At 68.9% G+C, this 13,922-nt stretch carries 12 protein-coding genes; 7 read left to right on the top strand and 5 right to left on the bottom strand.

The annotated features are described in order from the left end of the window. Nucleotides 1-48 precede the first annotated feature (48 nt). Nucleotides 49-1,236 (bottom strand): acetate kinase, encoded by a 1,188-nt coding sequence (locus PM1_RS05090; protein WP_009616031.1) that lies wholly within the window; start codon nt 1,234-1,236, stop codon nt 49-51. Nucleotides 1,237-1,243: 7 nt separating this feature from the next. Next, complete coding sequence (locus PM1_RS05095) at nt 1,244-1,579, bottom strand: DUF3565 domain-containing protein (RefSeq protein ID WP_081884745.1); 336 nt, start codon at nt 1,577-1,579, stop codon at nt 1,244-1,246. On the opposite strand from PM1_RS05095, the gene slyD reads away from it, so the two are divergent. The 5 genes from slyD to PM1_RS05120 all read left to right on the top strand — a co-directional run bounded on the left by slyD (nt 1,548) and on the right by PM1_RS05120 (nt 5,852). Further along, nucleotides 1,548-2,033: a peptidylprolyl isomerase gene (slyD, locus tag PM1_RS05100; RefSeq protein ID WP_009616033.1), complete on the top strand. Its 486-nt coding sequence runs from the start codon at nt 1,548-1,550 to the stop codon at nt 2,031-2,033. The two genes, PM1_RS05095 and slyD, sit on opposite strands and share 32 nt — an antisense overlap. 203 nt (nt 2,034-2,236) lie before the next feature. After that, nucleotides 2,237-2,719 carry a glutathione peroxidase gene (locus PM1_RS05105; protein WP_009616034.1) on the top strand — a complete coding sequence of 161 codons (483 nt, stop codon included), beginning with the start codon at nt 2,237-2,239 and terminating at the stop codon, nt 2,717-2,719. A gap of 213 nt (nt 2,720-2,932) precedes the next feature. Continuing rightward, nucleotides 2,933-3,526, top strand: a complete 594-nt coding sequence (locus PM1_RS05110) for a TetR/AcrR family transcriptional regulator (RefSeq protein WP_009616035.1) — start codon at nt 2,933-2,935, stop codon at nt 3,524-3,526. 55 nt (nt 3,527-3,581) lie between these two features. Further along, nucleotides 3,582-4,694 (top strand): NADH:flavin oxidoreductase, encoded by a 1,113-nt coding sequence (locus PM1_RS05115; protein WP_009616036.1) that lies wholly within the window; start codon nt 3,582-3,584, stop codon nt 4,692-4,694. A 198-nt stretch (nt 4,695-4,892) separates the two neighbouring features. Further along, nucleotides 4,893-5,852, top strand: a complete 960-nt coding sequence (locus PM1_RS05120; RefSeq protein WP_009616037.1) for a DegV family protein — start codon at nt 4,893-4,895, stop codon at nt 5,850-5,852. On the opposite strand, the gene PM1_RS05125 is transcribed toward PM1_RS05120, so the two are convergent. Beyond that, nucleotides 5,853-7,055, bottom strand: a complete 1,203-nt coding sequence (locus PM1_RS05125; RefSeq protein WP_009616038.1) for a glycosyltransferase family 4 protein — start codon at nt 7,053-7,055, stop codon at nt 5,853-5,855. It lies immediately after the preceding gene. Between the two features lie 175 nt (nt 7,056-7,230). Here PM1_RS05125 and PM1_RS05130 point away from each other — a divergent pair, with 175 nt between their 5' ends. Then, complete coding sequence (locus PM1_RS05130) at nt 7,231-8,925, top strand: acid phosphatase (RefSeq protein WP_009616039.1); 1,695 nt, start codon at nt 7,231-7,233, stop codon at nt 8,923-8,925. Between the two features lie 255 nt (nt 8,926-9,180). On the opposite strand, the gene cysZ is transcribed toward PM1_RS05130, so the two are convergent. Both cysZ and PM1_RS05140 read right to left on the bottom strand, forming a co-directional pair. Beyond that, entirely contained in the window at nt 9,181-9,924 is a 744-nt protein-coding gene (gene cysZ / locus PM1_RS05135) for a sulfate transporter CysZ (RefSeq protein ID WP_009616040.1), read from the bottom strand. Nucleotides 9,925-10,010: 86 nt separating this feature from the next. Then, nucleotides 10,011-11,948 (bottom strand): sensor domain-containing diguanylate cyclase, encoded by a 1,938-nt coding sequence (locus tag PM1_RS05140; protein WP_009616041.1) that lies wholly within the window; start codon nt 11,946-11,948, stop codon nt 10,011-10,013. A gap of 375 nt (nt 11,949-12,323) precedes the next feature. Between PM1_RS05140 and trxB the strand changes: the two genes are divergently transcribed. Beyond that, complete coding sequence (gene trxB / locus PM1_RS05145) at nt 12,324-13,271, top strand: thioredoxin-disulfide reductase (RefSeq protein ID WP_009616042.1); 948 nt, start codon at nt 12,324-12,326, stop codon at nt 13,269-13,271. The last annotated feature ends 651 nt before the right edge of the window (nt 13,272-13,922 follow it).

A 13,922-nucleotide genomic window follows, 5' to 3' on the forward strand; every position in this document is an offset into this window, starting at 1 on the left:
AAGCCGTTCGGGTTCGCTGCGGCCCTTGTGGGGCCGGGGAGGCAATCTTCAGCCGAGCACGGCCAGGGTGTCGAGGGCGATCTGGCGTTCCTCGTTGGTCGGGATCACCAGCACCCGCGGATGGCCCTGGGTGTGGATCGGCCCCTCGACGCCGCGCACGCAGCGGGCGTTGGCCTCGCCGTCGAGCTGCAGGTTCATCACGTGCAGGTGCTGCACCGTGAGGTTGCGCACCAGGGGCGAGTTCTCGCCGATGCCGCCGGTGAAGATCAGCCCGTCCAGGCGCGGCAGGGCGCAGGTCATGGCCGCCAGGGACTTGGCCAGGCGGTAGCAGAACACCTCGATGGCCAGCGCCGCGTTGGCGTGGCCCTGCTCGCGGGCGTGCTCCAGGGTGCGCATGTCGTTGGACAGGCCGGACAGCCCGAGCAGGCCGCTGTCGTGGTTGAGCATGTGGTCGATCTTTTCCAGGCTCCAGCCCAGGGTGCGCGCCAGGTGGCTGTGCAGGTTGGGGTCGACGTCGCCGCTGCGGGTGCCCATCACCAGGCCCTCCAGCGGTGTCAGGCCCATGCTGGTGTCGCGGCTCTGGCCCTCGGCGATGGCGCAGGTGGAGCTGCCGTTGCCCAGGTGGGCGGAGATCCAGTAGCTGTCGCCCAGGGCCAGGCCGCTGATCTCGGCGGCGCGGTGGCTGACGTAGCGGTGGCTGGTGCCGTGGAAGCCGTAGCGGCGCACGTGCTGCTCGCGGTACAGCGGCTCCGGCAGGGCGTAGCGGTAGGCGCGCGGCGGCAGGCTCTGGTGGAAGGCGGTGTCGAACACGGCGACGTGGGGCAACTGTGGATAAAGCGCCATGGCCGCCTCGATGCCCAGCAGGTTGGCCGGGTTGTGCAGCGGCGCCAGGGGCACGGTGTCGCGGATCGCCTGGAGCACCTCGGCGTCGATCCGGCAGGCCTGGGTGAAGCGCTCGCCGCCGTGCACCACGCGGTGGCCGATGGCGTGCAGCGGGCCTTTCACGGCCTGCTCCACCAGCGGCAGCAGGCGCGCCAGGGCGACTTCGTGGCCGGCGCCGTCGCCCAGTTCCAGGCTGTCGCGCTGGCCGCCGCGCACCCAGCCGAGCACCGCGCCGGGCTCGCCCAGGCGCTCGGCCAGGCCGTGCAGGACGAAGCCCTCGCGGTCCTCGCCGGCCAGGGCGAACTTGATCGAGGAACTGCCGCAGTTGATTACCAGGATGTTGCGTGCCGCCATGCTCGTCTCAGTCCTTGTCGTCGGAGTGGGTTGCCCGGGCGCACCAGCCGCAGGCGAAGGGCCGGCCGATCAGCGCCGCGCGGGCCTTTGCGTCCAGCACCCAGGGGCGCGACTGCCAGGGCGGCTGGTGGCGCAGGTGCTGGGTGTGGCCGCAGGACAACACTGCCACCCAGTGGCCGTCCTCGTCCTGATGGAAGTCAAGCAGGCGCGGCGGCTCGCGCACGGGCCATCCGTCCGCCTTCGGGTCGCTTTCATCCCCGGCCCGGCGTAGACTTGTCCGCTCAACTTCTTTTTCCGAAAGGTTCTTCCCCATGCAGATCGCAGCCAACAAGGCGGTTTCCATCGACTATACCCTGACCAACGATGCAGGTGAGGTCATCGACAGTTCCGCCGGCGGCGCTCCGCTGGTGTACCTGCATGGTGCCGGCAACATCATCTCCGGTCTGGAGAAGGCCCTGGAAGGCAAGCAGGTCGGCGACGAGCTGGACGTGGCCATCGAGCCGGGCGAAGCCTACGGCGAATACAGCGCCGAGCTGGTCGCCACCCTGAGCCGCGAAATGTTCGAAGGCGTCGACGAGCTGCAGGTCGGCATGCAGTTCCACGCTTCCGCTCCGGACGGCGGCATGCAGATCGTCACCATCCGCGACATCGACGGCGACGACGTGACCGTCGACGGCAACCACCCGCTGGCCGGCCAGCGCCTGAACTTCAAGGTCAAGGTGGTCAACGTGCGCGAAGCTTCCGAGGAAGAAGTCGCCCACGGCCACATCCATGGCGAGGGCGGCCACCACCACTGAGGTGTTTCGTCGGGCCGATTGATGGCCCGGTGACACCCGGTCGGAGCTGCTAAGCTTGTACCCGTGAAAGGCGCCTGAGGGCGCCTTTCGCATGCACGGACGCTGGGCCTTTTTCCCGAACCGACTGGGATGCGCCGCGTGGACGACTTGTCCGGCCGGGCGCACGGCACTTCGTGTGCCTATTTCATTCAAGGAGTACTCCAATGAGCGCTTTTCACGATCTGACTCTGCGTGGCCTGGATGGCCAGGATCTGCCGCTCTCCCCATTGAAGGGCAAGGTGGTGCTGGTGGTGAACGTCGCCTCCAGGTGTGGTCTGACCCCGCAGTACGCCGGGCTGGAGAAGCTCTACCAGCAATACCGCGACCGCGGCTTCGTGGTCCTGGGCCTGCCCTGCAACCAGTTCGCCGGCCAGGAGCCGGGCAGCGAGGCGGACATCCAGTCGTTCTGCTCGCTGAACTACGGCGTCAGCTTCCCGATGTCGGCCAAGCTGGAAGTCAACGGCCCCGAGCGCCATCCGCTGTACCGCCTGCTGGCGGGCGAGGGCGCCGAGTTCCCCGGCGACATCACCTGGAACTTCGAGAAGTTCCTGCTCGCCCCCGACGGCCGCGTGCTGGCGCGCTTCAGCCCGCGCACCGCGCCGGACGACGCGGCCCTGGTGCAGGCCATCGAGAAGGCCCTGGGCTGAGCCCGCGCACCGGCAGGAGAGGGCGCTTGCGCCAATCCTGCCGGCGTTTCCCTCATCCATGCCAGCTGTCCCATGGAGGGCTTCGACGTGGTGCGCCTGCGCTTCGCGCTGGAGCGGCACGTCAGCTGGCACTGAAGCCGCTGCCTGTGGCGCGGAATCACCGCCATCAATAGTGCTGGGCAGGGCGAGACGACCGGTCATATCCTGCGCCCCATGAACACCAGCATCCGACTCGACAAGCGCGACCTCATCCTGGCCAAGGGCTCGGCGGTCATGACCCGCTGCGGCTACCACGGCACCGGGGTGCAGGACATCGTCCAGGCCGCGGGCATTCCCAAGGGCTCCTTCTACCACTACTTCGAGAGCAAGGAAGACTTCGCCCTGCAGGCTCTGGAGCACATCTACGGCTCGCGCCTGCAGCGCTACGCCGAGGCCCTGGGCAACCCGGCGCTGGGCCCGCGCGCGCGCATCCTAGGCTACTACGCCGAGCTGCTGGCGCACTTCGCCCGCCAGGAGAAGGCCGAGTACCACTGCTTCATCGGCAGCCTCAGCTTCGAGATGGCCGAACTGTCGCCGGCCATCGGCGCCCAGGTCGACGCCATCCTCCAGCGCGGCGCCGACATCCTCCGCGACTGCCTGGCCGAGGCGCAGCGCGCCGGCGAGCTGGCCGCGGACGAGGATTGCGAGAACCTCGCCAACTTCATCGCCAACGCCTGGCAGGGCGTGCTGGGGCGGCTGAAGGCGAGCGGCTCGCTGCAACCCATGGAAGCCTTCATCGCCCGCCTGGAGCGGGTGCTGGCGGCCTGAACATCGTGCAACCCACTGACGGGACGGGCCGCCCGGCCGCCCCTGGAGAACCTTCGTGAGCGCATCCGTAGAGAGCCTGTTCCAGCCCTTCCGCCTCGGCAACCTGGAGCTGCCGACCCGCGTGGTCATGGCCCCGATGACCCGCAACTTCAGCCCGGGCGGCGTGCCCCACGCCCAGGTGGTGGAGTACTACCGCCGCCGCGCCGCCGCCGGCGTCGGCCTGATCGTCACCGAAGGCACCACCGTCGGCCACAAGGCCGCCAACGGCTATCCGAACGTGCCGCGCTTCTACGGCGAGGATGCCCTGGCCGGCTGGAAGCAGGTGGTCGATGCGGTGCACGCCGAAGGCGGCAAGATCGTCCCGCAGCTGTGGCACGTGGGTTCCGTGCGCCGCCTGGGCGTTGAGCCGGACGCCAGCGTCCCCGGCTACGGCCCCAGCGGCAAGGTCAAGGACGGCCAGGTGCTGGTCCATGAAATGACCAAGGAAGACATCCAGGACGTCATCGCCGCCTTCGCCCAGGCCGCCCGCGACGCCAAGGCCATCGGCATGGACGGCGTGGAGATCCACGGTGCCCACGGCTACCTGATCGACCAGTTCTTCTGGGACGGCAGCAACAAGCGCACCGACGAATACGGCGGCAGCCTGGCCAACCGCTCGCGCTTCGCCATCGAACTGATCCGCGCCGTGCGCGAGGCGGTGGGTCCGGACTACCCGATCATCTTCCGCTTCTCGCAGTGGAAGCAGCAGGACTACGCCGCGCGCCTGGTGCAGACCCCGGAGGAACTGGCGGCGTTCCTCGCGCCGCTGTCCGAGGCCGGCGTGGATATCTTCCACTGCTCGACCCGCCGCTTCTGGATCCCCGAGTTCGAAGGCTCGGACCTCAACCTGGCCGGCTGGACGCGCCAGCTCACCGGCAAGCCGACCATCACCGTGGGCAACGTCGGCCTGGACGGCAGCGAGTTCCTGGCCTTCTTCGGCAAGACCGACGAAGTGGCCCAGCCTTCGGGCATCGAGGGCCTGCTGGAGCGCCTGGGCAAGCAGGAGTTCGACCTGGTGGCGGTGGGCCGCGCGCTGCTGGTGGACCCGGACTGGGCGTTGAAGGTGCGCGACGGCCGCCTGGCCGACATCAAGCCGTTCAGCCGCGATGCGCTGATGTCCCTGGCCTGATCGCCGCGGATCGACAAGACCGCCCGGGGCACTTCCCCGGGCGGTTTCTTTTGTCCTTTTCCTAAGGCCATTTCCGCCAAATTTACAAATCTTTTCCGAAGTAGGCCTTCCGATCTGCTGACTTGAAGGTCGGAAACAGGCATTGTAGGACGGCTAACACACAACAATAGGCCGGCACACGGCCAAAGGAGCTAAGCCATGCGGATCGGCCTGGTGGTGGATGCGACCTGCGACCTGCCCCCCGAATTCCTCTCTGCCAACAACATCCGCGTCCTGCCCATCGGTATCCGGGTGGGCCAGCGGCGCATCATCGACGATCGAGACCCCGACACCACCCTGCGCTTCTATGCCGAGGAACTGCCCAAGGTCGCCCCGGAAGACGGCAGCGAGCCGCTGACCGCCGCGGAAACCCAGGCCTGGTTCCTCGAACAGCTGGTCACTGATTTCGACTACGTCATCTGCCTGACCGTCAGCAGCGCGCGCAGCCCGATCTTCGAGAACGCCACCCAGGCCTCCTTCGGCCTGCTGCAGAACTACCGCGAGAAACGCGCCGCGGCCGGCATCAACGGCCCCTTCGCGCTGCGCGTGGTGGACAGCCAGACGGTGTTCGCCGGCCTGGCGGTGCTGGCCGCCGAAGGCGCGCGCCTGCTCGGCGAGGACCAGCACCCCAACGCCATCCGCACGCGCCTGGAGCAGCTGAGCCAGCAGATGAACACCTTCCTGGTCGCCAACGACCTGGGCCACGTGCGTCGCCGCGGTTTCCAGAAGGGCGACCGCAGCAGCATCGGCGACCGCCTGCGCGGCGCCTTCCTCGGCATCGGCTCGATGCTCGACATGAAGCCGGTGCTGAGCCTGGTGCAGGGCGAGGACAAGCCGGTGTCGGTGTCGCCGAACTACGAGAAGTCCGCCGAGCGCCTGCTCAACTTCGCCCGCGCGCGGGTGGAGGCCGGCGAACTGCTGGCCCCGCACGTCGGCCTGAGCTACGCCGGCGACCCTTCGGCGCTGCGCGACCTGCCGGGCTTCGAGGCGCTGGAGCAGGCCTGCGGCGAGCGCGGCATCGCCATGCACCTGGGCATGCTCAGCCCGACCGGGGGCATCAACCTCGGCGCCGGGGCCATGAGCCTGTCGTTCGCCGCCGAGCCCAAGCCCTTCGCCTGATCACTTGCGCACGGTATCGGCGCCCAGCGCGCCGGTGCCGTTGGCCGGCGCCGGCAGCGGCTGGCGGATGGCCTCCAGCAGGTAGCCCTCGAAGCGTTCGACGATGCTCCGCCATTCCAGGCGCCCGGCGTGCCGGCGGGCGTTCAGGCGCACCCGGCGCAGGTGCTCGCGGTCTTCCAGCAGCCAACTGGCGGCATCGATGAAATCGGCCTCGTCGCCGGGTATCGCCAGCGCGCCGTCGTGGCCGTGGCGGATGTGCTGGGCCGCGGCGGCCTGGTCGTAGGCGACCACCGCCAGGCCCGAGGCCAGCGCTTCCAGCACCACGTTGCCGAAGGTCTCCGACAGGCTGGGGAAGAGGAACAGGTCGCCGCTGGCGTAGTGCCGGGCCAGTTCCTCGCCGCGTTGCAGGCCGCAGAAGATCGCATCCGGCAGTTCGCGGGCGAGCTGCGCGCGCTGCGGGCCGTCGCCGACGATCACCAGGCGCAGCTTCAGCTGTGGGTGGGCGGCGCGCAGTTGGTTGAAAGCGCGGCCGAGCAGGCCGAGGTTCTTCTCCGCGGCCAGGCGGCCGACGTGCAGCACGGCGATGTCCTGCTCGCCCAGGCCCCACTCGCGGCGCAAGGCATCGTCGCGGCGGCCGGGCTGGAACAGTTGGCCATCCACGCCGCGCGCCAGCTGGGCGAGGTGGGCGAAGCCGCGGCGCTCCAGCTCCAGCGCCTGGCTGGCGCTGGGCACCAGGGTGCGTAGGGTGCGGTTGTGGAACCAGCGCAGGTAGGCCGTCACCAGGCGCGTCAGCGGGCCCAGGCCGTAGTGCGCGCTGTACTGCTGGAAATTGGTGTGGAAGCCGCTCAGCGCGGGAATCCGCAGGCGCCGCGCGGCGCGCAGGGCGGCCAGCCCGAGCGGGCCTTCGGTGGCGATGTAGAGCACGTCCGGGCGCAGCCGCCGCCAGTGCCGCAGCAGCTTGTGCAGGCACGACTGGCCCCACTGCAGGCCGGGGTAGCCGGGCAGCGGCCAGCCGCGGGTCAGCAGCAGCTCGTCGTCGCTGTGGCGGCCGTCGTCGACGTGCTGCCGTGGGCGCACCACCTGCACCCGGTGGCCGAGCTGCAGCAGCCCGGCGGCGAGGCGCCCGAGGGTGTTGGCCACGCCGTTGATTTCCGGCGGGAAGGTTTCGCTGATCAGCGCGATGCGCAGGGGAGTCGTGCTCATGAACGGCAGTCTCCGCCCGGCCGGTGTAGCTCGTGTGACGCCCGGGTTGCACAAATGTGACGGGGGATTCAGGGGATTCTCGCAAGGCTTTTGGAAAGGCCTGTCATAGAGCCTTCGTCCGCCTGTCACATGGGGCTGCTAGAGTGCCGCGATTTCCGACATGGTGGAGCCGTCGATGAGCGACAAGCGCGATCAGAATCCCGGGCAGGACGATGCCCAGCCACTGGCGGACGCCGGCCGCCGCCGCTTCCTCGGCGGCGCCGCGGCCCTGGGCGCCGGCGCCGCGCTGGCCGGCCTGGTGGGCGAGGGCACGGCGCAGGCTGCCGAAGCGGTGCGCGAGCTGAGCGGCGCCGAGTTGGACCGGGCGCTGCGCGAGCAGGTGCAGAACATCGTGGTGATCTACGCCGAGAACCGCAGCTTCAACAACCTGTTCGGCGACTTCCCCGGCGTGGAGAAACCGCTGTCTTCGCTGCAGCCGGCCGACTACCAGCAGCGCGACCGCGACGGCCGCCTGCTGGACAAGCTGCCGCCGGTGTACGGCGGCGTGCTGCAGGTCGGCCAGACCCTGGAAGGCGTGAACTACGCCGAGGGCGTGCAGTACCAGCAGAACCTGCCCAACGCGCCCTTCGCGCTCAAGGGCCCGCAGGGCGAGGACCTGCCCCTGGGCCTGGTGACCCGCGACCTGTGGCACGTGTTCTACCAGAACCAGATGCAGATCAACGGCGGGCGCAACGACATGTTCGTCGCCTGGGCCGACTCCGGCGCGCTGCCCATGGGCTACTACGCGCAGAGCCCGTACAGCCTGCGCCTGTGGGACCTGGCCCGGGACTTCGTGCTGTGCGACAACTTCTTCCAGGGCGCCTTCGGCGGCTCCTTCCTCAACCACCAATACCTGGTGGCGGCGACCCCGCCGGTGTACCCGGACGTGCACAACTCGCCGGCCCGCACGCAGATCGCCCAGCTGATGAGCGACAACCCCGCCGACCCGCGGCTGAAACCGCTGGACGACTCGCCCGCCAGTGTCACTGGCGGCGCACCGAAGTTCGGCCCCAGCGCCCTGACCCCCGACGGCTACGGCGTGAACACCATGCTCCCGCCCTACTGGCCGACCGTGCAGCGCGACCCCGAGCGCCCGGACTACGCGCTGCCGGACCAACCCAACGTGATGGTGCCGCAGCGCCACGAGCACATCGGCGACAAGCTGAGCAGGAAGGGCGTGGACTGGGCCTGGTACGCCGGCGCCTGGGAAGCCACCCTCGAGCAGTACAGGAACTCCGCCGGCATCCCGAAGATTCCCAACTTCCAGTACCACCACCAGCCGTTCAACTACTTCGTCCAGCAGGGCCCGGAACACCCGGAGGAACGCGCGAAACGCCTGCGCGACGGCGGCCTGGGCGACGACCCGTCGAGCAACCGCTTCTTCGCCGACGCCCGCGCCGGCAAGCTGCCGGCGGTGAGCTTCTACAAGCCCCAGGGCAACCTCAACATGCACGCCGGCTACGCCGACGTGGCCAGCGGCGACCGGCACATCGTGCGCGCGGTGAAGCACCTGATGGAAAGCCCGCAGTGGCAGAACATGGTGATCGTCATCACGGTGGACGAGAACGGCGGCTGGTGGGACCACGTGGCGCCGCCCAGGGGCGACCGCTGGGGGCCCGGCTCGCGCATCCCGGCGCTGGTGGTCTCGCCCTTCGCCCGCCACGGCACGGTGGACCACACCGTCTACGACACCGGCTCGATCCTGCGCCTGATCACCCGGGTGTTCGACCTGGAGAAGCTCGACGGCCTGAAACTGCGCGACGACGCCATGCGCGCCCGCGGCCAGCAGCCCATGGGCGACCTGACCGCGGCGCTGCGTTTCACGGCGTGAAGCGGGAAGGCCCCCCGATTCGGCGGATAACGCCGTGGCCGTGGCGATGGGTATCGCTTCGCTCAACGCCATCCTACGGGGCGTCGTGTTTGTCGATGGGATTAGGCGCAACCGTCCGTGAGCGGTTGCGCCGAGGTGCTTTTCGTAGGATGGGTTGAGCTTGCGAAACCCATCGGGCCGTGGCGATGGGTATCGCTGCGCTCAACGCCATCCTACGGGCTGTCGGGTATGGCGGCGGCGTGGGGGAAGCCCGGCTCAGCGCCTGGCCAGCGCCTTGTCGCCGTCTTCGCGCACCCAGAACAGCACCGCGCCGGCCACGGCGGCGGGCATGGCGACCAGGTTGACCAGCGGGATCAGCAGCGCCAGGTAGGTGATGCCGCCGAAGCCCATGCAGGCCCAGCGCTTGCTGCGCAGCCAGGCGAGCATTTCGTTCCAGCCCAGCTTGTGGTTGTCCGCCGGGTAGTCGATGTACTGCACGGCCATCATCCACACGCCGAACACCAGCCATAGCGGGGCGGCGATGATGTTCAGGCCGGGGATCAGGCTGAGGACGAACAGGGCGATGGCCCGCGGCAGGAAGTAGCCGAGCTTGCGCAGTTCGCGGGCGATGGTGCGCGGCACCATGGCCGCCAGTTCGGCCCAGCTGAAGGCCGGGAAGTCGTCCTGGCCGCGCACCACCACTTCGACCTTCTCGGCGAGGAAGCCGTTGAACGGCGAGGCGATCAGGTTGGCCACCAGCGTGAAGCTGAAGAACAGGATCAGCAGCACCAGCAGGACGAACAGCGGCCAGAGGATGTACTGCAGGAAGTCCAGCCACTGCGGCAGGCTGGGCATCAGCCAGTCGACCCAGTGGCTGAACTGGTTCACCGCGAAGCCGATCAGGCCGACGAACAGCAGCAGGTTGACCGTCAGGGGCAGCAGCACGAACAGGCGCAGCCCCGGGCGCATCATGAGTTTCAGGCCTTCGCCGAGGTATTGCGGGCCGCTCAGGGTGGGCATGGAACATCTCCGTAGGAAACCAGCTTGCGACCTTAGCAGGGCCGGCGCGGGGCCGCGAGCCGTCTGTTTTGCCTGTTGTGTGGCGGTCAGGCGCGGTAGCGGCTGTAGTGGTTGCGCTGCTGCTTGGCGCGGTACATGGCGCTGTCGGCGGCCTGGAGCAGGCCATCGGTGTCGCCGGCGTCGGCCGGGTAGAGGGCGATGCCGATGCTGGCGGAGAGGAATTCCAGGCGCTGCTCGCCGGCGTGGTAGTCCTGGTTGAGGCAGGCCAGCAGGCGCCCGGCCAGGGCTTCGGCGGTGCTGCAGTCGACGCCTTCGAGGATCACGGCGAACTCGTCGCCGCCCAGGCGGAAGGCCATGTCCGGCTGGCGCAGGTTGCCGCGCAGGCGCTCGCCCACGGCGACCAGCACGGCGTCGCCGGCGGCGTGGCCGTAGCGGTCGTTGACCGGCTTGAAGTGGTCCAGGTCGATGTACAGCAGGGCCAGGCCGGTGCCTTCGGCGCAGCGCTGCAGGGCCAGGGGCAGCTGTTCGCCGAAGGCCTTGCGGTTGCCCAGGCCGGTCAGCGCGTCGCGGTAGGCGAGGTCCAGCAGGCGCTGCTGGTAGGCCACCTGCAGGCTGATGTCGCGGAGGATGCCGCGGAAACCGCAGAACTGCCCCTGGGCGTCGACTATCGGCGAGACCTTCGTCTCGAAGACCATGCGCTGGCCGTCGCGGCGCTTGAAGGGCGCGGCGAAGGTGGTTTCCTGCTCGCCGTCGCGCACCTGCTGGTAGAGCCCGCGGGCGCGCGCCACGTCCTGTTCGTCGAGCAGCTCCCGGTAGGAGTGGCCTTCCACTTCCTCGGCGGCGTAGCCGAGCAGGCGGCAGAAGGCGGCGTTCACCGTGAGCACCACGCCGCTGTCGTCCATTTCGAAATATCCATCGCGGATGCTGTCGAGGATGGCGCGGTCGCGGGCTTCGCTGCGTTCCAGGCGTTCGAGCATCTGGTTGACCTCGCAGGCCAACTGGCCGACTTCGTCGCGGCCCATGTCGGCCAGGCGGGCGGGGCCGGCGTCGGCGCCGATGTTCGCCACCCCGCGGTTGAGCCGCTGCACGCGGCGGATCACCCAGAATTCCAGGACCAGGTAGGCCAGCAGCAGGCCGGCGAGGGTGATCAGCAAGGTCATGCCGAGGAACAGGCGGATGGCCTCCTGGCCCTGGCGGTAGGCGACCCGCGACTTGTTGATGGCCAGGCTGAACTGCGGCGCATCGGCGGAATCGAGGAACAGCAGGGTGGCCTGCTGGGTGTCGGCGTCCAGCACCCGCCGCGGGCTCAGCAACGCGCCGCCGTTGCGCCCCGGCACGTGCAGGGCGCGCCAGCCGTCGCCGGGCGTCACCCCGGCTTGCACCTGCAGGCGCGCGTCCATCTGTTCCTGCAGGGCGTTCACCCGGCGCTGGTCGAGCAGGTAGCCGGCGACGATGGCGCCGACCGGCTCGGCCTGGCCCAGGTTATCGCTGATCGGCTGGCTGAGCAGCAGCAGCGGGGTGCCGTCCACCAGCAGCCATTGCGCCAGGCTGCGCGACGGGTCGCCCTGCAGGTCCAGCACGCCCAGGTCCAGGGCGCTGCGCAGCAGGGCCTGGCGCAGCCGTTCGGGGCTGGGCGCGCCGGCTATCGCCTGGGGCGCGGCGAGCCGCGCCTCCTCCCAGCGCTGGGCGACGACGCGGCCCTGGCGGTCGAGGTAGAGTGCGAAGTCGAAGCCCAGGTTGCCGAGCATGTCGATGTCCAGGTTCTCCCGCACGAACCCCGGCGTGGGGTGCGCCACGAAACGGTAGCTGGCATCCCACCAGGCATAGCTGCGCAGCAGGTCCAGGTGGCGCTTCTTCTCGAAGGCCAGGCGGTTGTCGAGCACGCGCACCTCGTCGTACAGGCGCTGGCGGTCGTCGCGGTCGAAGCGTGCGAGGAGGATGTGTTCCGACAGCTGCCAGATGCCCAGCAGGATGAGGGCGAGCAGCGGCAGGAACAGCAGGAGCAGGCGGTTTCTCAGGGTCATGCCGGGCACGCAGGTGGCGGGTGGAGAGGGGCGGACCTCCTGAGTCTAGTTGGCCCGCCGCGGGAGATAGGGGGGCTCTATCGGAGGCATTGAGATTGGGCATTTCGCCTGGGCCCGCGCGGGCTATACGCTGCGCGGCAATCTCCAGTCGCGAACTGGCCGGCCGGCGAAGCGGGATGTCCCTGACTTATCTCAAGGTGGTATTGGGAAACGTCTGACAGACTTCAGGCCGTGGATGACTCCACGGCAGCGCCGCCCGCTCCTGACGGCCCTGCCTTCCTCGCGATCTGTGCGTTTAGCGGGAGCTGCCGCTCCTCCCAGCCTTCCCCCAGGTACCTTGGCAGCTCCCTTTTCTTGTTCGACGAGGAGTCAGTCATGCCTGAAGTTCGTCACGCCCGCGTCATCATCCTGGGCTCCGGCCCCGCCGGTTACTCGGCCGCCGTCTATGCCGCCCGCGCCAACCTCAGGCCGCTGCTGATCACCGGCCTGCAGGCCGGCGGCCAGCTGACCACCACCACCGAGGTGGACAACTGGCCCGGCGACCCCCACGGCCTCACCGGCCCGGCGCTGATGCAGCGCATGCAGGAGCATGCCGAGCGCTTCGAGACCGAGATCGTCTTCGACCACATCCACGCCGTGGACCTGGCCGGCAAGCCGTTCGTGCTCAAGGGCGACAGCGGCACCTACACGGCCGACGCGCTGATCATCGCCACCGGCGCCAGCGCCCGCTACCTGGGCCTGCCGTCGGAAGAAGCGTTCATGGGCAAGGGCGTTTCCGCCTGCGCCACCTGCGACGGTTTCTTCTACCGCAACCGCGAAGTGGCGGTGGTCGGTGGCGGCAACACGGCGGTGGAAGAGGCGCTGTACCTGGCCAACATCGCCAGCAAGGTGACCCTGGTGCACCGCCGCGAGACCTTCCGCGCCGAGAAGATCCTGCAGGACAAGCTGCGCGCCCGTATAGCCGAGGGGAAAATCGCCCTGAAGCTCAACGCCCGGGTGGAAGAGGTGCTGGGCGACGACATGGGCGTCACCGGTGTGCGCCTGCGCAACAATGATGGCAGCGCCGAGGAATTGAAGGTGGACGGGCTGTTCGTGGCCATCGGGCATACGCCGAACACCTCGCTGTTCGAGAACCAGCTGCAGCTGAAGGACGGCTACCTGGTGGTCAACGGCGGCCGTGATGGCAACGCCACTGCTACCAGCATCCCCGGCGTGTTCGCCGCGGGTGATGTGGCCGACCACGTCTACCGCCAGGCCATCACCTCGGCCGGCGCCGGCTGCATGGCGGCGCTGGACGTGGAGCGCTACCTGGATTCGCTGTAACGGCCCCAAGAGCCGGCGTGCAGGACGGAGCCCCGCTGGTCGGGGCTTTTTCCTTTTTGGGAGGGGGAGGCCCGAGCTTTCCTGGAACCGTAGGAGCAACTGTCTTGCCGGCTGCACCGAGGTGCTCTTCGTAGGATGGGTTGAGCCTGCGAAACCCATGCGGTGGCGGTGATGGGTATCGCTTCGCTCAACCCATCCTACGAAAAGCGTTTCGGCACAGACCGTTGACCAATGAGCCCCAGGCCCTCCAGCCCCCAAGAAAAAGCCCCGCATCGCGGTAATGCTGTTCACTTAAGCGATATGTGGTGGTTCAGCGAAGGTGCGCCAGCCTGGCTTCGCTCCCTCACCCCAGCCCTCTCCCAAAGGGAGAGGGGGCCGTTCGTGCCACCGGGGTGTCCGGCGGGGGCGTTGAGTTCAATCGCGGACAAGGTCCGCTCCTACGCCCGTGCCTCTCTGAACCGTAGGAGCGGACTCTGTCCGCGATTCGGCGGATAACGCCGTAAGGACTTCCAGAGAAACATCCGCGTGCACCGGAACGCCCCTTCAGCAGGCCGAGCGAAACCGGCGCTCAGGAGGTCATGCGACATGGATGTCGCGAGAGCCCCGATGGGCTACAGGGGCGTACCCTCGGGGCGGGCCTCCGTGGCGGGG

The sequence above is a fragment of the Pseudomonas sp. M1 genome, from assembly GCF_022760135.1.
Lineage (GTDB): Bacteria > Pseudomonadota > Gammaproteobacteria > Pseudomonadales > Pseudomonadaceae > Pseudomonas > Pseudomonas citronellolis.